A 20,833-nucleotide genomic window follows, 5' to 3' on the forward strand; every position below is an offset into this window, starting at 1 on the left:
AGGCTCGCGCGCCGTGACGACCACCACCCCCGTGACCCCCTCGCGCGGTGCGACAGCCCTCGACCTCCTCGCCACCCTGGCCCCGCCGCCCGCGGTCCGGGACGACACCGACATCATGACCCCCGCGCCGCGTCGTGCGCAGTGGTGCGACCGGTGCGGCACGCCCCGCAACCTCGGCAGCCGCGAGTGCCCGGGGTGCCGCCTGCTGGCCGCCGCACGCGGCCGCCTCCGCGCCCACCTCGCGCGCCACGGCATGCCCGCCGGCGGAGCCGTCGAGCTCGCCCGCCTCGCCGACGTGCCCCTCCGGGTCGTCGGGGAGTTCATGTCCGCGCCGGCGCCCACCGGCGCGCGCCGGCCGGGCGGCCGCCGCGCACCCGATCACGGGATCTCGCGGACCGCCAGGTAGCTCGTCTCGCTCGGCCCGGCCTCGGCCGGGCCGTACGCCAGCACCACGACGTCGCCCGACGACAGGCCGCCGACCTCGCGGGCGCGGTCGAGCATCGAGGCGCGGTGCATGTCGAGGGTGGAGGCCCGCGGCGGCAGCCACGCCGGCACGATGCCCCACTCCAGCGCGAGCTGGCGGCGCACCACCTCGTCCTCCGAGAGGGCGATCACGCGGAGCCGCGGGCGGTACTTCGCGGCGGCGCGGGCCGCGCCGCCGCTGACGGTCGAGACGATCAGCGCGACGGCCTGCACCTGCTGCGCCAGGTGCACCGCGGCCTGCATCACGGCCTCGGGGCGGCTCGCGACCGGGGCGCGGACGTCGAGCGAGAACGGCGCCCCCCGCTCGGCCTCGAACGCGATCTCGGCCATCGCCCGGACGGCCTCGACGGGGTAGCTCCCCACGGTCGTCTCGCCGGAGAGCATCACGGCCGACGTCCCGTCGAGGATGGCGTTGGCGATGTCGGCCGCCTCGGCGCGCGTCGGCTCGGGCTGGGTGATCATCGACTCGAGCATCTGCGTCGCGGTGATCACGAGCTTGCCGGCCGTCTCGGCGGCCCGGATCACCTCCTTCTGCATGAGCGGCACCCGGGCGACGCCGGCCTCGACCCCGAGGTCGCCGCGGGCGACCATCACGCCGTCGGACACGTCGACGATCTCGGGGAGCGCCTCGAACGCCTCGACCTTCTCGATCTTCGCGATCACCCGGGCGCGCCCGCCGAGCGACTCGAGCGCGCCGCGGAGGCGCCGCACGTCCTGGCCGGAGCGCACGAACGACAGGGCGACGAGGTCGGCGCCGATCTCGACGGCGACGGTCAGGTCGGCGAGGTCCTTCTCCCCGAAGCTCGACGCCGGCGTCCGGACGTAGGTGACGAAGATGCCCTTGCGGGGGCCGATGGTGCCGGGCCGCTCGCAGCGGGCGAGGACGGTGCCGTCGTCGAGGGTCTCCAGCACGGACAGCCGCGGCGTCCCGTCGCCGATGACGATCTCGGAGCGGCCGTCGGTGACGGCGTCCGCGAACTCGGGCCACGCGACGGGGACGGCGCCGCTCGGCACCGGCTCGCTGCACGAGAAGACGACGTGCTCGCCGGCGGTGACCTGGCGGGGACGGACCGCGCTGCCGAGGCGCATCTTCGGGCCGGCGAGGTCGACGAGCAGCGCGAGGGGACGCCCGGCCCGCTCGGCGGCGGCCCGAAGCTCGTCGGCACGCCGCCGCCACTCGTCGGGGCCCTCGTGGGCGCAGTTGATGCGCCCGCCGTCCATGCCAGCCGCCACGAGCTCGTCGAGGCGCCCCGGCGGGTCGGTCGACGGACCGAGGGTGGCGAGGATCTTGGTGCGGCGGGTCTCCACGACGCGACACCGTGCCACCCCGCCGTCCCCCCGTCTACCCTCGCGACGTGACCCGCCGCTTCGTGTTGCACGATCGCCCCGGGCCGGAGCCCCGCATCGTGAAGACCGGCGACCCCGCCGCGCTCGCCCGCGAGGCCGAGGCCCTGCGCCGCCTCGCGGGCGTCGCGTGGGCGCCCCCGCTCGTCGAGGCGGGCCCCGGTCGCATCGTCTCCGGACGCCTGCCGGGTGAGCCCCGCGACCTGTCCCGGGGGGTCGACGACGCCGGGGCGCGGAGGCTCGGCGGCGTGCTCGCCGACCTGCACGGACGCGACCGCGCCGACCGCGGGGGGCTGTGGTGGTGGGACGCGCCGGCGCGCTCCCCCGCCGCGCACCGGGCCCGCCGCGCCGCGGACGCCGCGGCGTCCCTCGCGGGCACCCCCCACGCGGGACTCGTGGAGCGGGCGCTCCGGCGGCCGCTGCCCGCCGTCACCGACCGTGAGCCGTTCCGCATGGTCCACGGGGACCTCGTCGCGGCGAACATCGTCTGGGGCCCCGCGGGGCCGGCGCTGGTGGACTGGGAGTTCTGGAGGATGGGCGACCCCGCCGAGGACGTCGCCTACCTGATCGCCGTGAACGGCCTGCCCCCGCCGGCGGCCGCGGCGGTGCTCGACGGCTACGGCGACCCGGGGATGCCGCCGCGGGTCGCGGCGTGGACGGCGCTCGTCGCGCTCGACGCGGCCGGCTGGTACCTCGCCCGGGGCTTGGACGCCGACGCCGCCCCGCTGCTCGACCGCGCCCGCCGCGACCTGGACGCCCCCTGAGGCCGGTCAGCCCCGGGCGGCGTCGCCCAGCAGGTCGCGGGCGATGACGAGGCGCTGGATCTCGCTGGTCCCCTCGTAGATCTGGGTGATCTTGGCGTCGCGGTAGTAGCGCTCGGCGGGGAACTCCGCCGAGTACCCGTAGCCGCCGAGGGTCTGGACGCAGACGTTCGCGGCGTCGACGGCGACCTGGCTGGCGACGAGCTTCGCCCGTGCGCCCGCGGCGGTGTGCGGCGCGCCGGCGTCCCGCAGGCGCGCGGCGTGGAGGGTGAGCAGCCACGCGGCGTCGAGGCGGGCGGCGATCTCGGCGAGGGGGAACTGCACCCCCTGCAGACGCGCGATCGGACCCCCGAAGGCGGTCCGCTCCTGCGCGTAGGCGACGGCCGTCTCGAGCGCGCCGCGGGCGATTCCGCACGCCTGCGCGGCGATGATCACCCGCCCCGAGTCGAGCGTGGAGAAGGCGATCTTCATGCCCTCGCCCTCGGCGGCGAGCATGGCGCTGCCGGGGACGCGGTAGTCCTGGAACGCCAGCTCGACGGTGCTGGAGGTGTGGAGCCCCATCTTCGGGATCTCGCGGCCGACGGTGAACCCCTCGCCGCGGGGGGCGAGGAACGCCGACACGCCGCGGGCGCCGGGTCCGCCGGTGCGGGCGAACAGGATGAACAGGTCGGCGAAGCCGCCGTTGGTGATCCACTGCTTGGCGCCGCTGACGACCCAGTCGTCGCCGTCGGCGGTCGCGGAGGTGCGCAGCGACGCGGCGTCCGATCCGGCGTCGGGCTCGGTCAGCGCGTAGGCGACGAAGCGCTCGCCGGTCGCCAGGGCGGGGAGGTGCGCGCGCTTCTGCTCCTCGGTGCCGTGCCGGACGATCGGCGACGCCCCGAGGGAGTTCTGCGCCGCGACGCCGACGGAGGTGCCGGCGTCGACCGCGGCGATCTCCTCGATGATCAGCGCGAGGCTGGTGTAGTCGAGGCCCGCCCCGCCGTACTCCTCGGGGATGATCGCGCCGAGCATCCCCAGCTCCCCCATGGCGCGGAGGACCTCCACCGGGACGTGGTGGTCGCGGTTCCACGCGTCGCAGTGCGGGGCGATCTCCCCGCGGGCGAAGTCGCGCACCAGCGACTGGATCTCGCGCTGCGTCGGGTCGAGGTCGGGCTGGGCGCTCGGGCTCACCGGGACGGCCTCCGGTCGATTCGGACGGATGTCTATTATTCGGAAGTCCGAGGATATCTGTCAACGACGGGGCGTGGGATGGCGGCGGAGGGGACGGAGCGGCGTGACGCGGTCGACGAGGCGGCGGCGCGCTGGGCGGAGAGCTACCCGGGCGCCGGCGGCTTCCGCGCGCTGGTGTCCCTGGTGCGCGGGTACGCGGCGACGGCCCGCGAGGTCGACCGGCTGCTGCGTCCCGTCGGCCTGAACATGTCGCGCTTCGAGCTGCTGCTGCTGCTGTCGTTCACGCGGTCGGGGGCGTTGCCGGTGATGCGCATCCGCGACCTCCTGATGGTCCACGGCTCGAGCGTCACGTACCTCGTCGACCGCCTCGCGGAGGCGGGCTGGGTCGCGCGGGAGGACGACCCCGCGGACCGGCGGGTGTCGCTCGTCGCGATCACCGACGCGGGCCGCGCCGTGGTGGACCGCGCGGCGGGGCTGCTCGCCGACGGCGGCTTCGGCCCCCTCGCCGGTCTCGGCGACGACGACCTCGACGCCCTCGGCACCCTGCTCGGGCGCCTGCGGGCCCCCGCTCAGCCGGGGGGCTGAACCGGGGCGGCCGTGGCGGGCGGGGCGGGGACGGGGGCCGGTGCGGTCGCCGCCGGGACCGGGGTGGCGGGCGCCGGCGCGGTCGTCGTCGCCGGCGGGTCGGCGGGCGCGGTCGTGACGGGTGCGGTCGTCTCCGGCCCGGGCGCGGTGACCGCGGGGTCGGCGGGCGCGGTGACGGTGGGGTCCCCGTCGGTGGTGGCCGGCGTCGTCGTGGTGCCCCCGCCGCCACCGCCGTCCCCGCCGCCGGTCCCCCCGCTGAAGAAGGTGCTGGGGCGTTCGCTGACGACGGATGAGCCGGCGAGCATGTCGGGGACGGTGAAGACGGCGACGGCGGCGGCGAACGCGAGGGCGGCGGTCACGGCGACGGTGCGTGGACGCACGTCGGGGCGGCGGCGCACGACGGCACGCGCCCCGGTGGGCAGGCGGACCACCCTCTCCACCGGCTTCCTCCCCAGTTCGCGCACGATCGCGATCACCACGGGGGCGAGCGCGGCTCCGGCGACGGTGCCGGCCAGGCCGAATCGCGAGACCATGACGGTCGCGACCACGGAGCCCAGGCTGGCGAGGCCGAGCGTGAGGGGGGAGAGGTCGGAGGTGGCCCGGGGACGGCTGTCTCCGGCACTCGACATCTCCCGGCACCGTTGCGCGCCGACGCCGCCCCGCGAAGCGCGGGGGTTCCGCGGGCACGTCGCGGGAGGGGTTGTGCATCGGGCGAACACGGGGGCCGCGTTCTCATACCTGTGGCTAAAGCCCGCCCGGAGGGGGTGCCCCTAGCCTCGGCACACCTGAGGCCCGTGCGGCCTTCGTCCCTTTCGCGCAAGGAGAGTAGATGCGTTTGAGGTCATTCCGGCTGGTGCCGGTACTCGCGGCACTGATGCTGCTGCTCATCCCGGCCCTGGCCGCGGCTCAGGACGTCAGCGACTCCGACATCGCGATCAACACGCTGCTGGTGTTCTTCGCCGCTGTTCTCGTCCTGTTCATGCAGGCGGGCTTCGCCATGCTCGAGGTCGGTCTCTCGCGCATGAAGAACGCGGGTGCGGTGATGGGGAAGATCCTCATCAACGTCGCCATCAGCTTCCTGATGTTCTGGGCGATCGGTTTCTCGTTCGCCTTCGGGACCGGCAACGACTTCATCGGGTCGAGCGGCTGGTTCATGAACAACAACGACCCCGCGACGGACTTCGCGTCGCTGGCGTACAGCGCGACGAACTTCGAGGTCACCTTCTTCTTCCAGGTGGTCTTCTGCGCCGTGTCGCTCGCGATCGTGTTCGGCGCGATGCTCGACCGCACGAAGTTCATCGGCTACATCCTGTTCGCGATCGTGTTCACCGGGTTCATCTACCCGACCGTCGCGCACTGGACGTGGGGCGGCGGCTGGCTGCTGCAGGACGGCTTCCAGGACTTCGCCGGCTCGTCGATCGTCCACCTCCAGGGCGCGCTCGCCGCGACCGCGGGGGCCCTGGTCCTCGGACCGCGCATCGGCAAGTTCCGCAACGGCAAGTCGGTGCCGATCCCCGGCCACTCGATGCCGCTCATGATCCTCGGCGTCATCATCCTGTGGGTCGGCTGGATGGGCTTCAACCCCGGTTCGTTCCTGAACGCCGTCGGCTACAACTTCGCCGACGTCGCGGTCAACACGAACCTCGCCGCGGCCGCCGGCATCATCGGCGCGACCGTCGCATCGGTCCTGATGTTCAAGACCCTGGACGTCTCGCAGATGGGCAACGGCGCCCTCGCCGGCCTGGTGGCCATCACGGCCCCCTGCGCCTTCGTGGACCCGTGGGCCGCGGTCGTGATCGGCCTCATCGCCGGTCTCATCGTCCCGCCGCTGGTGCTCGGCATCGAGAAGCTCAAGATCGACGACCCGGTCGGCGCCCTGCCGGTCCACGGTGTCGCCGGCATCTGGGGCACCCTGGCGTGTGGCCTCTTCGCGACGGCCGACCGCGCGACCGCTCTCGCGGTCGGTGAGGGCGGCCTCCTCACGGAGGGCAACGCCAGCCAGCTGTGGGTCCAGTTCTACGGCGTCGCCGCGACGGTCGGCTTCACCTTCACGCTGTCGCTGCTCGCGTTCCTGGCCATCAAGTACACGGTCGGCCTGCGCGTCAGCGAGGAGGACGAGCTCCGCGGTCTCGACATCTCGGAGCACGGGATGTTCGGCTACCCCGAGCGCTTCATCGACGTCGTCGGGGCAGAGTCCGAGGACCTCCCGTCGCACGCCGCGCCGGCTCCCGCGGGGGCCGCGTCGACGGCTTCCAACCCCGCCACCGCCTCGTAAAGGGAAGGGCACAGAACGTGAAGAAGATCGAGGCGTTCATCCGCCACGAGGCACTCGAGGCCATCCACGACAAGCTGGCGACCATGGGGCTCCCCTCCATGAGCGTCACGGAGGTCAAGGGCTCGGGGCGCCAGAAGGGCTTCACCGAGAGCTACCGCGGAGCGAAGACCACCATCTTCCTCCGGCCGAAGCTCAAGCTGGAGATGGTGCTGGACGACACCGACGTCGATCGCGCGATCGACGCCATCCTCGAGCTCGCCCACACGGGCGAGCCGGGGGACGGCAAGATCTTCGTCTTCGCCGTCGAGGAGTCCATCCGGGTCCGGACCGGGGAGCGCGGCGACGTCGTGCTCGCCCCGCACCCCGAGGAGACCGCCGCCTAGGCCGCCTCCCCGCACCGTCCGTTCCACGCCGATGCCGGCGGTCCCGAGAGGGGGCCGCCGGCATCGGCCGTCGACGGCCCCCTCTGAGGCCCTTGAGGCCCCGTGCGGCGGGGAAGGTCCAATTGGACCTCGGGTCGCCGGCCAATCGGCCAACGACTCCGCCGGCCCGGCCACGGCCACGATCATCCGTCCCTGGTGCTCCGGCCGATTGGACCTCGGGACGCCGGCCAATCGGCCAAGACGACGACGCCTCGTTCCAGGGATCAGCTCAGCTGCCGGTCCCTGATGTCCTCGACCAATCGGACCTCGGGCCGTCGGCCGATTGGTCAACGAGCGAACCCGGTTGTGGGCCGGCCACCTTCGCCCCGTCCCCGGGGTCCGGCCAAGTGGACCTCGGGGCGCCGGTCAATCGACCGACGGCGACCTCGTCGGCCCGGGAACCAACCGGCCACGCGGGCGCCTCTCCCGCCGCCGGCCAATTGGACCTCGGGGCCTCGTCCAAATGGCCGTCCCGGCGACCGGACCCGGACCCACCCGCTCTCGGCCGAATGGACCTCGGTGCGGCGGCCGAATGGACCCCGAGGGCGCGGCCGATCGGGCCTCACGGGGACCTGGCCGGCGACGGAATCGCCCCGCCGCGACTCGTGACGGCGATCGGCTCGGGGACGGTGCGGAGTCGACACGCATACGGCGGGAACCGTGCGGGGTGTCGTCGTATCGTCGGGAGTCCCGCTCTCAGGCGCCCCGACGCGCCCGCCCACCGCCCTCCCGCGGCCCCGCCCCGCCCCGTTCCGCCCCTCAGACCCCGGAGCGGTCGGGGACCCTCATGCCGGGGACGTCGAGGATGAAGCGGCTGCCGCCGCCGTCGCGGCCCTCCACCCGGACGTCACCGCCGAGGGCCCGGGCGAGCTGGCGGCTGATCGCGAGGCCGAGGCCGCTGCCGCGGCGGCCGTCGGGGCTCTCGTTCGAGTGGAACGCCTCGAAGATCCGCTCCCGCTCCCCCGCCGGGATCCCGGGACCGGTGTCGCTCACCGTCGCCGTGAAGCCACCGCCGGGGCGGGGCCTCCCGTCGAGGCGGACCACCCCACCGGGCGGCGTCCAGTGGATCGCGTTGTCGAGCAGGTTCCCCACGATCCGCTGCACACGCGACTCGTCCGTCACGACGACGGGGAGGTCCTCGATCCCCCGCTCGAACCCCAGGCCCCGCGCCCCCGCCTCCGCCTGCATCGCGTCGAACGCCCGGTCGAGGACCTCGCCCGGCCGGACCTCGGAGAGGTCGAGGGCGAAGCGCTGGGCGTCGAGGCGCGACAGGTCGAGGAGGTCGGCGACGAGCTGCTCCAGCCGCGCCGACTCCCCCTCGATCGCCGCGAGGGACCGCGGCACGTCCGCCGGCGGCACGACGCCGTCGGTGAGGGCGGCGGCGTGACCGCGGATCGCCGTCAACGGCGTCCGCAGGTCGTGCGTCACCCGCATCAGGAAGTCCCGGGTCTCGCCCTCCCGCTCCGCGAGGCGCCGCACCATCAGGTTGAAGTCCGACGCCAGCTCGTCGAGCTCCCGCGTCCCCGTCGGCCCCAGCTCCGTCCGCAGGTCACCACCCGCCACGCGGTGGGTCGCCGCCTGCATCGCCGTCAGGGGACGCGTCACCCGGCTCGTCAGCAGGAGCGACAGCAGCAGGGCCAGCGCCAGCCCGATCCCGGCGGCCCCCGCCACCCGCGACGCCACGTCCGGCCACGCCGACGCCTGCTCACCCGGGGGACGCGACAGCAGCACCGCCCCCACGATCTCCGGACCGAGGAACACCGGCGCCGCCGACGCCTCCGTCTCCGGACCCCCGTCGAGGCGGAAGTCGATGCGCTGCACCCCGTCGCTGTCGAGGCGGGCGAAGTCGAGCTCCTCCGCCGCGACGGACGGGATCTCGTCGGTGGGCTTCTCCGCGCCCGGGGTGAGCTGCAGCCCCGAGTAGTAGAGCTTCGTGTTCGGCCCGACGAGCGCCTCCAGGTTGCTCGGCCGGTAGAACGTGAACGGCCGCCCGCTCGCCGCCTGGCGCTCCGCCTGGGCGCTCACGATGTCCGCGAGCGCCGTGGCCTGCCGGTCGAGCTCCGCACGGGCGACGACGCGCGACTGGGCCCGGATCAGGCCGCCGCCGACGGCGGCGAACACCACCGCCGCGGTCACCAGGCCAGCCGCGGCGGCCAGCACGAGACGCCCGCGGAGGGTGCGCCACGGCCGCGGCAGGCGCGGGCTCACCGTTTGGCGGGCACCTTGTAGCCGGTGCCCCAGACCGTCTGGATCGGGCAGGCGTCACCCAGCTTGCGCCGCAGCTGGCGGACGTGGACGTCGATGGTGCGGCTGTCCCCCAGGAACGTGAAGCCCCACACCCGTTCCAGGAGCTGCTCCCGCGTCAGCACCAGCCCCCGGTTCTCGATGAGGGTGACGAGCAGGTCGAACTCCTTCGGCGTGAGCTGCACCCCCTCGCCGTCGACGAACACCTCGCGCCCGCCGACCTCGATCCGCAGCGGCCCCGCCTCGATCGTCGACGCCTCCGGGCGTCCCGCCCGGGCCGGTCGCGCCTCCGCGCGGCGGAGGACGGCGCGCACCCGCGCCACCAGCTCACGCGGGTTGAACGGCTTGGTGATGTAGTCGTCGGCGCCCAGCTCCAGCCCGACGACCTTGTCGACGGCGTCGTCCCGGGCGGTGAGCATGATGATCGGGGTGTGCCCGCTCTGGCGCAGGCGCTTCGTGACCTCGTAGCCGTCCATGCCGGGGAGCATCAGGTCGAGGATCACGAGGTGCGGCGGCTCCGCCTCGGCGAGCCGGAGGCCGTCGTCGCCGCGTGTCGCGACGGTCACCACGAACCCCGCGGCCTCGAGGTACATGCGCGCGAACGACGCGATGTTCGGCTCGTCCTCGACGATCAGGACCCGCTGGCGGTCGTCGGGCGGTGCCATCGGCGGCCGATGGTAGTCGGCGCGGGGGGCACGGTCCACCGCCGCCCCGCCACGCCCCGCCCCCGGGACCGGGTGCGCCGGTGCCGGGGGCGGGGACAGGCTCACGCCGGGGACCCCGCCTGCAGCAGCACACGCACGCCGCCGTGGCCGCCGGCCCGGACGTCCGTCGCGGCGCCCGCGTCGAACGTGCCGCCGCCCCGCACGAAGGACCGCGCGAGCGACCCCGGCACCGGCGTGAACGTCCCCTCCACGTCGAAGGCGCGGACCTTCATCCGGAAGCCGGTGCCCGCGATCGTCACCGACGCCCCGCGCAGGCCCGAGTAGACGACCGACCCGTCCTTCAGGGTCGTCGTCGCCGTGCCGGCGGGCACCGTCACGGCGAGGTCCTTCGCGGTCGAGCGGTCCCACACCCGCACGCGCCCGCTGATCGTCGTGAGCGCGACGGTGCCGGCGGCGGGACCGTTGAGGCGCCACGTCGCGCCCGGCGCGCGGCCGTCCCACTTCCACCACCGCTTCACCGTGACCGTCCTCCGGTGGGCGACGGTGCGCCCGTCCTCGACGCGCTTCGTCACGACCACGCGACGCACCGTCACGCGCTTTCCGCCGCCGCGGTGGGGGCGGGTCCACCACTCCCGGGCGCCGCGGCCCGCGAGGTCGACCGACATCGGGCCGGTCGTGAGCAGGATGCGCTGGCTCGCCCAGAACGGGACGGGGACCCCGCCCTGGAGGATCGTGGAGCCGCTGCCGGTCACCCGGGCGACGCCCGACGAGGCGTGGGTCGCCGTCGGGGCGGCGTCCGCGGTGAAGCGGCCGGCCACCGTGACGGTGTACGCGGAGCCGGCGAGCACCAGCATCCCCTCGCCGGTGAACCGCTGCACGCCCTTCCTCCCCGGAGCCGACGCGGCCCCGAAGCCGCCGGGCGTCACCACCAGGTCGCCGCCCGTGGAGTCGTCGCGCACGCGGACGACGCCGCGGCCCGACACGACCAGGCCGCCGGAGCCCTCGAAGCGGAACGTGCCGCGGCCCTCGGCGTGCAGGGCCGAGGTCGTCGTGACGCCGGACGGGGCCGCCTCCTCGGCGGTGGGGTCCGTCTCGGGGACCCGCTCGATGGTGTCCGCCACCGCGGCGGACGGCACCGCGATCAGCGCGGCGATACCGCCCGCGAGGAGCAACGTGCGCACGTTCCCTGTCTCCTTCGTTCCGCGGAGGAGGAAGGTGAGACGTAGATCACGCCCCGTCCCCAGCTGCGCTCCGGTCCGGAGTTCAGCCGGTAGGTGCCGGAGCCCAGGAGCCGCGCCTGGCCGTTCCCCGCGATGGAGAAGGTCAGGTCGACGCCGAGCACCTGCACCGAGACGTTGGAGCCGGTCACGAAGAGGATCCCGCTGGCGCGCCGCGCGACGGCACGGCCGCGGCGGTTGAACTCCAGCGGCACGCCGGCGAGGTACGCCGTCGCGTCGCCGCGCCGGTCGATGACCACCACCTGGCCACGCTGGGGGATCGTCCCGTTGACCACCATCCGGCCGACGACGGTCATCGCCCCGCTGCCGGTCGCCTGGAGCTGGGCGGAGGGCACGCGGGCGTCCGCGCGCTGCTGCGCGGGGGACGGCGCGGCCTGGGCCAGGACCGGGACGACGAGCACGAGGGCGACGGCACATGCCAGCGCGCGACGGATCACTCCACCTCCGACGATTCGGTTCGCCGCCGGTCCGGGACCGGCGGCGTTGTCGGAGCGAATATCCATCGCCCGGATGAGGGAAGCGGGCGCTGGGGGTTAGAGGTTTGCGTCACCGTGTTCGGGAACTGTGAGCGGCGGCCCGGCGCGACGCGCCGGGCCGCCCGCCCTCAGGGCTGCAGCTTCACGTTCTCCTGGACGACCACGGGGGCGGGGGAGTCGAGCTTCACGCCCTCCTGGGTCGTGGTGCTCGGCGTCGGCGCCGCCTGCGGCGCGGCGCCCGGCTCCTCGCCCTCCGGGACCGGCCGGGGGCCGTCCTCCATGTACGCCCACACGATCTCGCCGCAGTCGGGGCACGTCGGCAGCACCCCGCGGTTGCGGATCTGGAACTGGCACGCGACGCACGAGAACAGGCCGGGGACCTTCTGGCCGGCGTGGAAGCAGGGCTTGTTGAGGCGGCGCTCGGCCTCCTCGGCGCCCTCGCGCACGCTGAGGGTCCGGCCCTGCGTGCGGCCGCCCGGCCCGCCGCCGGGACCGCCCGACTGACGTCGCTGTGGTGGCAGGCTGCTCATCCGTCCCTCTCCCTGCGTCGGTCGCCGTGGCGGTGGGCGTTCGCGCGCCCGCCCGCGAGGCGTATCGTTGGACGTCGTCAATCCTACCGCGCGTGGCCCGCCGGGCCGAGGCGCGCGGGGTCATCAGGAACACGGGAGGCAGCACGATCCGCGTCCGCGTCGCGCTGGCCCAGATCAACACCGTCGTCGGCGACCTCGACGGCAACGCGACGCGGATCTCCCGGGCCCTCGACGACGCCGCCGCCGCCGGCGCCGACGTCACCCTCGTCCCCGAGCTCGCGATCACCGGCTACCCCCCGGAGGACCTCCTGCTGCGGCCCGCGTTCGCGGCCGCCGCGCGGGACACGCTCGACCGGCTCGCCGACGGGGTGCGCACCGGCATCGCGATCGTCGGGTTCCCGGAGTGGAACGGGGACTGCCACAACGCCGCCGCGGTCGTCGCCGACGGGCGGGTGCAGGCCGTCTACCGCAAGCGCTTCCTCCCGAACTACGGCGTCTTCGACGAGGCGCGCTACTTCCGCGCGGGCGACGAGGACATGGTCGTCGAGGTCAACGGGCTCCGCATCGGCCTCGCCGTCTGCGAGGACATCTGGTACCCGAACCCGGTCGCCGCCGACCTGGCCGCCGCGCGGGTCGACCTGATCTGCTGCATCTCGGCGTCGCCGTTCCACCGGGGGAAGGCCGACCGCCGCGAGGCGATGCTCGCGACCCGGGCCGACGACTGCGCGGCGGCGCTCGCCTTCTGCAACCAGGTCGGCGGCCAGGACGAGCTGGTCTTCGACGGCCGCTCCGCGGTGTTCGACGCGTCGGGGGAGGTCGTCGCCCGCGCCCCCCAGTTCGAGGAGCACCTGCTGATCGCCGACGTCGACCCCGTGATGTCCGCACGGCGCCGGCTGCGCGAGCCGCTCGCCCGGCGCCTGCCGGGGGCCCCCGGCCTGCGCGACGTGCGCGTCGTGGCGCGCGCCCCCCGCGGCGGCGACCCCCTCGCCCCGACCGGGGTCGCCCCGGCGCTGCGCGACGAGGCGGAGGTGTGGGCGGCGCTGCGCCTCGGCATCCACGACTACGTCGCCAAGAACGGCTTCCCCGGCGTGATCCTCGGGTTGTCGGGGGGGATCGACTCCGCGCTCACCGCGGCCCTCGCGGCCGACGCCCTCGGCCCGGACCGCGTGACGGGCGTCGCATTGCCGTCGGCCCACTCCTCGCCGGAGAGCCTCCGCGGCGCCGAGGCCCTCGCCGAGGCGCTCGGCATCCGCCTGCTCACCGTGCCGATCGCCGGCGTCGTCGACGCCTTCGAGGACGCGCTCGCCGAGGCGTTCTCGGGCCTCGGGAGCGACATCACGGAGGAGAACCTGCAGGCCCGGGCCCGCGGCACCCTGCTGATGGGGCTCTCCAACAAGCTGGGCCCGCTGGTGCTCGCCACCGGCAACAAGAGCGAGATGTCGGTCGGCTACAGCACCCTCTACGGCGACATGGTCGGCGGCTTCGCCCCGCTGCGGGACCTGTCGAAGACCTGGGTCTACCGCCTGAGCCGCTGGCGCAACGACGCGGAGGGCCGCGAGGTGATCCCGGAGGAGACGATCGCCCGCCCGCCGACGGCCGAGCTGCGACCCGGGCAGCTCGACACGGACAGCCTGCCTCCCTATGACGTGCTTGACGCCATCCTCGAGGGATACGTCGAACGCGGGCTCGAGCCGGACGAGATCGTCGGCCTCGGGCACCCGCGGCAGGTCGTGTCGGATGTCGTCCGGATGGTGGACCGTGCCGAGTACAAGCGCCGCCAGGGTCCCGTCGGGATCAAGATCACCCCGCGTGCCTTCGGCCGCGACCGGCGGATGCCCATCACGAGCCGCCATGTCTGAGCGCCGGCGGCTGCGGCGCGGGGCCCTCGCGGGCCTGGCGCTGCTGCTGGCGACGGCGGGCGTGGCGAGCGGGGCGGGCGTCACCGCCGCCGCCCGCAAGCCCGCCGAGCCGGCGACCGCGGGGGGCGTGGCCGTCGCCCACGGCGACTTCGCCGCCACGGCGTCCGGTGAGCGGAGCCTGCTGGTGACCTTCGCCGACCGCCCCGCGGGCCCCGAGGCGCGCCGCCGGCTCTCCGGGCTCGGCGCGGTCGCGCCGCTCGTCCCCGAGGCCGGGGTGTGGGACCTCGCGCCCTCCCGCCCCGCCTCCGCCCGCGCCGCCGTCCTCGGCCGCGCCCGCGTGTCGGGCGCGGAGTGGTCGCTCGCCCGCCGCGCCGCCGACCGCCCGCCGCCGCCCGCGGCGCCCGGCCCGGCGCCGGTCCTCACCGACCCCCTCTTCACCCCCGCCTCGCAGTGGGGGCTGCTCGAGCGCGGCAGCTGGAGCCCCGCGCTGACGACCACCGGCCCCCGCGCGCCGATCGCGATCCTCGACTCGGGCGTCGACCCGACCCACGAGGAGTGGGGCGGCCCCCAGGGCCCGCTCGTCGCGCCGCGCAGCGTCCTCCGCGGCGACGACGACGCGTCGGACCACGGCGAGTCGGGGCACGGCACCCACGTCGCGGGCATCGCCGCCGCTCCCGCGAACGGCGTCGGGATCGTCGGCGTGGCGCCCGGCAGCTTCGGCACCGCGCCGGTCATCCCCGTCCAGATCGCCAACCGGGCGGGGTACAGCACCGACACCACGATGATCCGGGGCGTCCGCCACGCCGTGCTCAACGGCGCGAAGGTCATCAACATCTCGGCGGGCGGCCGCGGCTACTCCCGCGCCTTCCAGGACACCATCCTGTGGGCCACCCAGCGCGGCGCGCTGATCGTGGCGTCGGTCGGCAACCAGGGCCAGGACATCAACACGCTGAACTACCCGGCGGCGTACCGCCGGGTGCTCGGCGTCGGCGCCCAGTGCGACGGCGCGGTCAGCTTCGACTGCCCCCGCCCCTACGGCGTCGCGACCTTCTCGACGTACAACCGCTCGGTCGACGTGATCGCCCCCGGCGTGCGGGTGCTGTCGAGCGTCCCGCGCCGGGTGACCGAGCGGGTCGTCACCCCCGGGTACGCGCTGAAGGACGGCACGTCGATGGCGGCCCCCTACGTCGCGGGCGTCGCCTCCCTCGTGCAGGGCGCGAATGGCAACGCCCTCAGCCCGTTCCAGGTGCTCACCCAGATCACCAACACCGCGACCGACATCGGCCGCCGCGGTCGCGACGACACGAGCGGCCACGGCGTCGTCAACCCGGGCGCCGCGGTCACCCTGAACGCGCCTGAGGACGACCCCGGCGAGGTCAACGACGACGTCAAGTGGCTGGCGGGCGTCACGCGCCTCGGCGAGACCGGCCGCCCCGTCGAGATCGACGCCGCGGTCGACTCCGTCGAGGACCCCGACGACGTCTACGCCGTCCGCCTCGCCCGGGGCGAGCGCCTCCGCGTCACGCTGACCCGCCGGCGCGGCCAGTTCGACCTCTACGTCTGGAACACCGGCACGCGCACCGTCGCGACGGGCGACGTCAACCTCGCCCGCCACCTGGTGCGCTACAAGCGCGGCTCGAGCCGGCCGGGCGTCGCGGTCTACCGCGCCGAGCGCGCCGGCATCCACTACGTGAACGTCTTCGCGCGGCGGGGGGCGGGGCCCTACACCCTACGCCTCGTGCGGGGCGGGTAGGTACGCTCCGCGCATGGCGACCGGACCCCACATGACCCTCGTCTACGACTACGTCCCCGACATCCTGGAACGGCGGGCGCCGCACCGGGAGGCCCACCTCGCGTGGATCGCGGAGTGGATCGGGACCGGCGCGATGCTGATGGCCGGCGCGACCGGCGACCCGCCGACCGGCGCACTGTTCGTGTTCGCCGACGTCGGTGAGGCCGAGGTCGCGCGGTTCGCCGACGGCGACCCCTACCGGGCCGCGGGTCTCGTCACCGCGCACCGGATCGCGCCGTGGACGGTCGTGGCCTCGGCCTGAGCCGGTCCGCGCCGGCGCCGATGGGCTAGGTTCCGGCCATGACGCGCACCGCGTTCGTGCACACCGAGGGCGGGCCCTCGTACAACCTGGGGGACGACCACCCGATGACGCCCCTGCGGCGGCAGCTCGCCGTGGAGCTGATCCGCGCGTACGGGCTCGACCGCCGGCCCGGCGTCATCCCGGTCGCGCCGACCCCCGCGAGCGACGCCGTGATCGAGCGCGTCCACGCGCCCGCCTTCGTCGCCGCCGTCCGCCGCTACAGCGCCAGCCCGGCCCTCGCGTCGGCGTGGGAGGCGAGCCAGTGGGGCCTCGCGGCGGGGGGTGACACGCCCGCGTTCGCCGGGATGCACGAGGCCGCCGCGGCGGTCTGCGGGGCGTCGGTGACGGGCGCCCTCGAGGTGTGGGAGGGCCGCGCCGACCAGGCGTTCGTCGCGGGCGGGGGCCTCCACCACGCGTTCGCCAACAAGGCCGCCGGCTTCTGCATCTACAACGACACGGCCGTCGCCATCCAGGCCCTGCTCGACGCGGGCGCCGAGCGCGTCGCCTACATCGACATCGACGTGCACCACGGCGACGGCACCCAGTGGATCTTCTTCGAGGAGCCGCGGGTCATGACGTGCTCGGTCCACGAGACCGGGCGCTACCTCTTCCCGGGCACCGGGTCGATCGCCGAGCGCGGCGTCGGGGCCGCGGAGGGCACCGCCATCAACGTCCCGCTGCCGCCCTACGCCGGGGACCGCCCCTACCTGCGGGCGATCGAGGAGGTCATCGCCCCGGCGGTGATGGCCTTCGACCCCGACGTGATCGTGACGCAGGACGGCGCCGACCCCCACCACGCCGACCCCCTCGCGCACCTCCAGGTGACGATGCCGGCGTTCCCGCGGGCGTACCGCGCCCTCCACGAGCTCGCCGTGGCGGCGGCCGACGGGCGCTGGGTCGCGCTCGGCGGCGGCGGGTACACCTTCCAGGTCGTCCCGCGCGCCTGGACGATGCTGTTCGCCGAGATGATCGGCGCGGAGCTCGACGACGAGATCCCCGAGGAGTGGTGGCGGCGCAACGAGGAGTCCCTCGGGGTGCCCCTGCCGCGGCGCATGTCCGACGACCCGGAGCCCGAGGTGCCGGAGGACGAGCGGATGCGCGCCGACATCGAGGGCGACCGCGTCGTCGACGAGGCGCGCTCCCTCTTCGTGCGCTGAGCGCCGTCCCCGCGATCGCGGCCCGCGGCCTCGGGGTGTGGCGCACCCGGCCGGGCGGTGGCCGCGCGACCCTGCTCGCCGGCATCGACTGGACGGTGCTGCCGGGGGAGCGGTGGGCCGTCATCGGCCCGAACGGCGCCGGGAAGACGACCCTGATGACGATCGCCGGGGCCCGGGGCTTCCCGAGCGAGGGCACCGCCTACGTGCTCGGGTCCCGCCTCGGGGCGGTCGACACCCGCGCGCTGCGCCGCTCCATCGGGCAGGTCGACGGGACGATGGCCACGGCGTTCCGCCCCCGTGCGACGGCCCTCGACGTGGTCCTCACCGGCGCCACGGCCGTGATCGCACCGCTCGGGACGCCCGGCGACGGCGACGCGCGGGTGGCCGCGCGGGCGCGGGCCCTGCTCGACGAGGCGGGTTGCGCCCGCCACGCCGACGGCCGGTTCGCCCGCCTGTCGCGCGGCGAGCAGCAGCGCGTCCTGCTCGCCCGGGCGCTGATGGCCGCGCCGCGGCTGCTGCTGCTCGACGAGCCGACCACGGGGCTGGACCTGCCGGGCCGCGAGGCGTTCCTCGCCCGCCTCGACGCGCTCGCCGCCGACCCGGCCCTCGCGACGGTGCAGGTCAGCCACCACCTCGAGGAGCTCGCCGCGTCCGTCACCCACGCCCTGCTGCTGCGCGACGGGCGGGTCGTCGCCGCGGGGCCGGCGGAGGAGGTGCTCGTCGACGCCCACCTGTCGCGGTGCTTCGACGCCCCCGTCCGGGTGGTGCGCCGCGCCGGGCGGTCGTTCGCGGTCATCGAGCCGGGAGCGCCCCCGCGCTGACCCGCCCGGGCGGCGGTCAGGCCGTCTCGGACACCACGCGGTTGCGTCCCGCGCCCTTCGCGGCGTAGAGACGGGCGTCGGCGGTGCGCACCAGGGCGGGGACGTCGCCGCCCCCGTGGGCGGCGGCCACCCCGAGGCTGACGGTGATCGGCTCGGCGGCGTCGGCGGACGCCTCGATGCCGGCCCGCACGCGCTCGGCCACGATCGCGGCCGCCTGCTCGTCGGCGCCGGGGAGCAGCAGGGCGAACTCCTCGCCGCCGACGCGGCACGCCCGGTCGCCGGCCCGCGCGCCCCGCTCGATGGCGCGCGCCACCGCCACGAGCGCCGCGTCGCCCGCCTGGTGGCCGTGGCGGTCGTTGAAGCGCTTGAAGTGGTCGACGTCGATCATGACGAGGCCGAGGGGGTCGCCGGACCGCTCGATGCGGCTCATCTCGGCGACGATCGCCTCGTCGAAGGCCCGCCGGTTGCCGAGGCCGGTGAGGGGGTCGGCGAGGGCCTGGCGCTCGAACCGCTCGCGCTCCTCGATCCGCACCAGCGCCGACCCCGCGTCGTCGGCGACCTCCCGCAACGCGGCCATCTGGCGGCCCCGCACCGTGACCCGGTCGAGGCGCCCCGCGGGTCGCGACGCCGTGACGCGTCCGACCGGCCGGGGTGGGTCCCCGCCGGCGAGGGGCGTCTCGAGGAACACCGCGTCGCGCTCCCGCCACGAGCGCATCGTCACGGCCCGGCGGTCGAGCACGACGTCCACGTCCCAGCCGGGGAGCACGGTCGCGAGCGCGCGACGCACGGCGGCGACGACCTCGTCCACCTCCGAGGCGCCGGTCAGCGCGGCGCTCGCCGTCCACTTGCCCTCGATGAGGGTGAGCTGGCGGTTGAGGTCGCGCTCGTTCACCCGCGCGAAGTACCCGGCCACGATGACCAGGGCGACGGCGATCACCAGCGGCGCGGCGGCCTCCTCGAGCGGGGGCGCGCCGTCCTCGCCGAGCAGCCGCAGCGCCGCGAGCACGATCCCGCCGAGGATCAGCGCTTTCACCCCGGCGAGCGTGTCGTACCCGAGCGTCACGGCCACCGCGAGCAGGGGGAGCAGCCACAACCCGATGCCGTTGCCCGCCCCCGCGAGGTGGGCGAGCACCAGGATGAGGGCGGCGTCGATCACGATCGCCGCGTCGACGGCGAGCAGCAGGCGACGGCTCCAGCGCCGCGACATCGCCCACAGGGCGACGTGGAGGACGAGGGCGACGGCGCACGCCGCCGCCGCCAGGAGGTGCTCCTCGGCGGTCGCGGCCTCCGGCACGAACAGTCCGACGACGGCGATCACGCCGAGCGCGACGGCGCGGCCGACGAGCATGGCCTCGTTGCGCTCCTGCAGGAACCACACCGGGCGGCGGGCGTGGCCGACGCGGGGTGGGGGAGGGGTGTCGATGGTGCTCGGCATCGGCCTGTCGTCGGGGATCCCGGTCCCCCACGTTAGCCGTTCGGTGACGGATCCCGGCGCGGGGCTAAAGGTTTCGGGCGGACCTGCCGAATGGGTGGGCGCGATGACTCCCACACCGCGTCACCCGCTCCGGCCCCGCCGCCCCGTCCGCCTCGCCGCCCTCCTCGCGGTCGCGGCGCTCGCGTCGGCGCCCGCCGCCGCCTCGGCCGCCCACCCCGGGTCGCCCGACCCGGTCACCGGCCTCGTCCCCGACGTCGCACCCGCGGTCGTCAGCTGCGAGTGGGAGGGCTCCTGCGAGCCGGGCGGCGGCCCGGTCCCCGCCCCCGAGCCGGTCGTCGGCGAGGTCGTCCCGGTCCCCGGGGGCGCGGGCGAGGACGCCCCGCCGCCCGCCCCCGCCCCCTCCGACGACGCGCCGCCCGCTGACGCGCCGTCCGGCGACGCGGTCGCCCCCGCCCCTCCGCCCGCCATGCGGAGCCTCGCGCTGCGCGTCCCCACCATCGGCATCGGCGGCATCTCCGTCGGGGGCACGGTCGACCTGTCCTCGGGCGCCGCGATCGACCTCGACGCCGAGGTCGCCGGCCAGCCCGTCGAGGTGTCCGCGGGAGTCGCCCTCGGGACGACGTCCGGCACGGGCGGCGGCGGGGTCCTGCCGGTGACCGTCACCGCCGGCGTGAGCACCACCCCGTCGCGTGGTGCGGACCCCGCTCCCGCTCCGGGCACCCCCGCGCCCCCCGTCGCGGCGACCCCCGCCACCCCGGCCACCCCGGCCACCCCGGGCACCCCGGCCACGCCGGCGACGCCGGCCGTCCCCGCACGCCCGGCCCCGTCGCCCGCGGCGCCCGCCGCGCAGCCCTCCCGGCCCGCCCGCGGAACGACCCCCCGTCGTGCGACGGCCCGGCGCGCCGCCGCCGCCCCGGCCCGCGCCCCCCGCGCCGCGGCGACCGTGGCCCCGGCGGGCCCCGCCCCGGCCACCCCGGCCGCGACGTCGGCGACGCCCGCCCCCACCACGGCCCCCGTCGACGGGACCCGGTCCGGTCGCGCGTCCACCCCCGCGCCGGAGAGGGACGCCCCGACGATCGTGGCGCGTGCGTTCGCCCCGGCGATCGCCGCCGGCCGCAACCCGTGGCTGATCGGCGGCCTCCTCGCCGCGATCGCCCTGTACCTCCTCGGCCAGCGCGCCCTGGACCGCGGCGCCAAGCTGTCCTATGCCGGGCGCCCCGGCGAGCCCGACGACGAGCTGATCGAGCTGTAGGGGCGGACGCCCCGCCACGGGTC

At 75.8% G+C, this 20,833-nt stretch carries 20 protein-coding genes; 11 read left to right on the forward strand and 9 right to left on the reverse strand.

The window, feature by feature from the left end; translation table 11 throughout:
- Nucleotides 1-13 precede the first annotated feature (13 nt).
- On the forward strand, nt 14-406 hold the full coding sequence (locus IU369_RS04465; RefSeq protein WP_217923368.1) for a hypothetical protein: 393 nt from the start codon (nt 14-16) through the stop codon (nt 404-406).
- Here the strand turns inward: IU369_RS04465 and pyk are convergent.
- Nucleotides 379-1,791, reverse strand: a complete 1,413-nt coding sequence (gene pyk / locus IU369_RS04470; protein WP_217923369.1) for a pyruvate kinase — start codon at nt 1,789-1,791, stop codon at nt 379-381. The genes IU369_RS04465 and pyk overlap by 28 nt on opposite strands.
- A gap of 47 nt (nt 1,792-1,838) precedes the next feature.
- Between pyk and IU369_RS04475 the strand changes: the two genes are divergently transcribed.
- Nucleotides 1,839-2,591 (forward strand): aminoglycoside phosphotransferase family protein, encoded by a 753-nt coding sequence (locus IU369_RS04475; RefSeq protein WP_217923370.1) that lies wholly within the window; start codon nt 1,839-1,841, stop codon nt 2,589-2,591.
- A 6-nt stretch (nt 2,592-2,597) separates the two neighbouring features.
- Here IU369_RS04475 and IU369_RS04480 read toward each other — a convergent pair whose 3' ends face one another.
- Complete coding sequence (locus tag IU369_RS04480; protein WP_217923371.1) at nt 2,598-3,758, reverse strand: acyl-CoA dehydrogenase family protein; 1,161 nt, start codon at nt 3,756-3,758, stop codon at nt 2,598-2,600.
- A gap of 78 nt (nt 3,759-3,836) precedes the next feature.
- On the opposite strand from IU369_RS04480, the gene IU369_RS04485 reads away from it, so the two are divergent.
- Nucleotides 3,837-4,343: a MarR family winged helix-turn-helix transcriptional regulator gene (locus tag IU369_RS04485; protein WP_217923372.1), complete on the forward strand. Its 507-nt coding sequence runs from the start codon at nt 3,837-3,839 to the stop codon at nt 4,341-4,343.
- Here IU369_RS04485 and IU369_RS04490 read toward each other — a convergent pair.
- Nucleotides 4,328-4,972 (reverse strand): hypothetical protein, encoded by a 645-nt coding sequence (locus tag IU369_RS04490; protein ID WP_217923373.1) that lies wholly within the window; start codon nt 4,970-4,972, stop codon nt 4,328-4,330. The two genes, IU369_RS04485 and IU369_RS04490, sit on opposite strands and share 16 nt — an antisense overlap.
- 200 nt (nt 4,973-5,172) lie before the next feature.
- On the opposite strand from IU369_RS04490, the gene IU369_RS04495 reads away from it, so the two are divergent.
- Nucleotides 5,173-6,618: an ammonium transporter gene (locus IU369_RS04495; RefSeq protein WP_217923374.1), complete on the forward strand. Its 1,446-nt coding sequence runs from the start codon at nt 5,173-5,175 to the stop codon at nt 6,616-6,618.
- A gap of 17 nt (nt 6,619-6,635) precedes the next feature.
- Nucleotides 6,636-7,001 (forward strand): P-II family nitrogen regulator, encoded by a 366-nt coding sequence (locus IU369_RS04500; protein ID WP_217923375.1) that lies wholly within the window; start codon nt 6,636-6,638, stop codon nt 6,999-7,001.
- Between the two features lie 798 nt (nt 7,002-7,799).
- Here IU369_RS04500 and IU369_RS23535 read toward each other — a convergent pair.
- The 5 genes from IU369_RS23535 to IU369_RS04525 all read right to left on the reverse strand — a co-directional run bounded on the left by IU369_RS23535 (nt 7,800) and on the right by IU369_RS04525 (nt 12,193).
- Nucleotides 7,800-9,248: a sensor histidine kinase gene (locus tag IU369_RS23535; protein WP_217923376.1), complete on the reverse strand. Its 1,449-nt coding sequence runs from the start codon at nt 9,246-9,248 to the stop codon at nt 7,800-7,802.
- Nucleotides 9,245-9,949 (reverse strand): response regulator transcription factor, encoded by a 705-nt coding sequence (locus IU369_RS04510; protein ID WP_217923377.1) that lies wholly within the window; start codon nt 9,947-9,949, stop codon nt 9,245-9,247. The genes IU369_RS23535 and IU369_RS04510 overlap by 4 nt, the downstream gene beginning before the upstream one ends.
- Nucleotides 9,950-10,050: 101 nt before the next feature.
- Nucleotides 10,051-11,130 carry a hypothetical protein gene (locus tag IU369_RS04515; protein WP_217923378.1) on the reverse strand — a complete coding sequence of 360 codons (1,080 nt, stop codon included), beginning with the start codon at nt 11,128-11,130 and terminating at the stop codon, nt 10,051-10,053.
- A complete protein-coding gene (locus IU369_RS04520) occupies nt 11,091-11,624 on the reverse strand; it encodes a hypothetical protein (RefSeq protein ID WP_217923379.1) in 534 nt (177 codons plus the stop codon). Before IU369_RS04520 ends, IU369_RS04515 begins: the two co-directional genes overlap by 40 nt.
- Nucleotides 11,625-11,791: 167 nt before the next feature.
- Nucleotides 11,792-12,193 (reverse strand): zinc ribbon-containing protein, encoded by a 402-nt coding sequence (locus tag IU369_RS04525; protein WP_217923380.1) that lies wholly within the window; start codon nt 12,191-12,193, stop codon nt 11,792-11,794.
- A 92-nt stretch (nt 12,194-12,285) separates the two neighbouring features.
- On the opposite strand from IU369_RS04525, the gene IU369_RS04530 reads away from it, so the two are divergent.
- Genes IU369_RS04530 through IU369_RS04550 form a run of 5 tightly spaced genes read left to right on the forward strand, consistent with a single transcriptional unit; the run spans nt 12,286 to nt 18,123 of the window.
- Nucleotides 12,286-14,052: an NAD+ synthase gene (locus IU369_RS04530; RefSeq protein ID WP_217923381.1), complete on the forward strand. Its 1,767-nt coding sequence runs from the start codon at nt 12,286-12,288 to the stop codon at nt 14,050-14,052.
- Entirely contained in the window at nt 14,045-15,805 is a 1,761-nt protein-coding gene (locus IU369_RS04535) for a S8 family peptidase (RefSeq protein WP_217923382.1), read from the forward strand. The genes IU369_RS04530 and IU369_RS04535 overlap by 8 nt, the downstream gene beginning before the upstream one ends.
- Before the next feature lie 13 nt (nt 15,806-15,818).
- Complete coding sequence (locus IU369_RS04540) at nt 15,819-16,106, forward strand: YciI family protein (RefSeq protein WP_217923383.1); 288 nt, start codon at nt 15,819-15,821, stop codon at nt 16,104-16,106.
- Nucleotides 16,107-16,144: 38 nt separating this feature from the next.
- On the forward strand, nt 16,145-17,302 hold the full coding sequence (locus tag IU369_RS04545; RefSeq protein ID WP_217923384.1) for an acetoin utilization protein AcuC: 1,158 nt from the start codon (nt 16,145-16,147) through the stop codon (nt 17,300-17,302).
- Nucleotides 17,303-17,337: 35 nt separating this feature from the next.
- Nucleotides 17,338-18,123 (forward strand): ABC transporter ATP-binding protein, encoded by a 786-nt coding sequence (locus IU369_RS04550; RefSeq protein ID WP_217923385.1) that lies wholly within the window; start codon nt 17,338-17,340, stop codon nt 18,121-18,123.
- Between the two features lie 16 nt (nt 18,124-18,139).
- On the opposite strand, the gene IU369_RS04555 is transcribed toward IU369_RS04550, so the two are convergent.
- On the reverse strand, nt 18,140-19,558 hold the full coding sequence (locus IU369_RS04555; protein ID WP_217923386.1) for a GGDEF domain-containing protein: 1,419 nt from the start codon (nt 19,556-19,558) through the stop codon (nt 18,140-18,142).
- 103 nt (nt 19,559-19,661) lie between these two features.
- On the opposite strand from IU369_RS04555, the gene IU369_RS04560 reads away from it, so the two are divergent.
- A complete protein-coding gene (locus IU369_RS04560; protein WP_217923387.1) occupies nt 19,662-20,810 on the forward strand; it encodes a hypothetical protein in 1,149 nt (382 codons plus the stop codon).
- Nucleotides 20,811-20,833 lie beyond the last annotated feature (23 nt).

It is taken from the genome of Miltoncostaea oceani (assembly GCF_018141545.1).
GTDB lineage: Bacteria > Actinomycetota > Thermoleophilia > Miltoncostaeales > Miltoncostaeaceae > Miltoncostaea > Miltoncostaea oceani.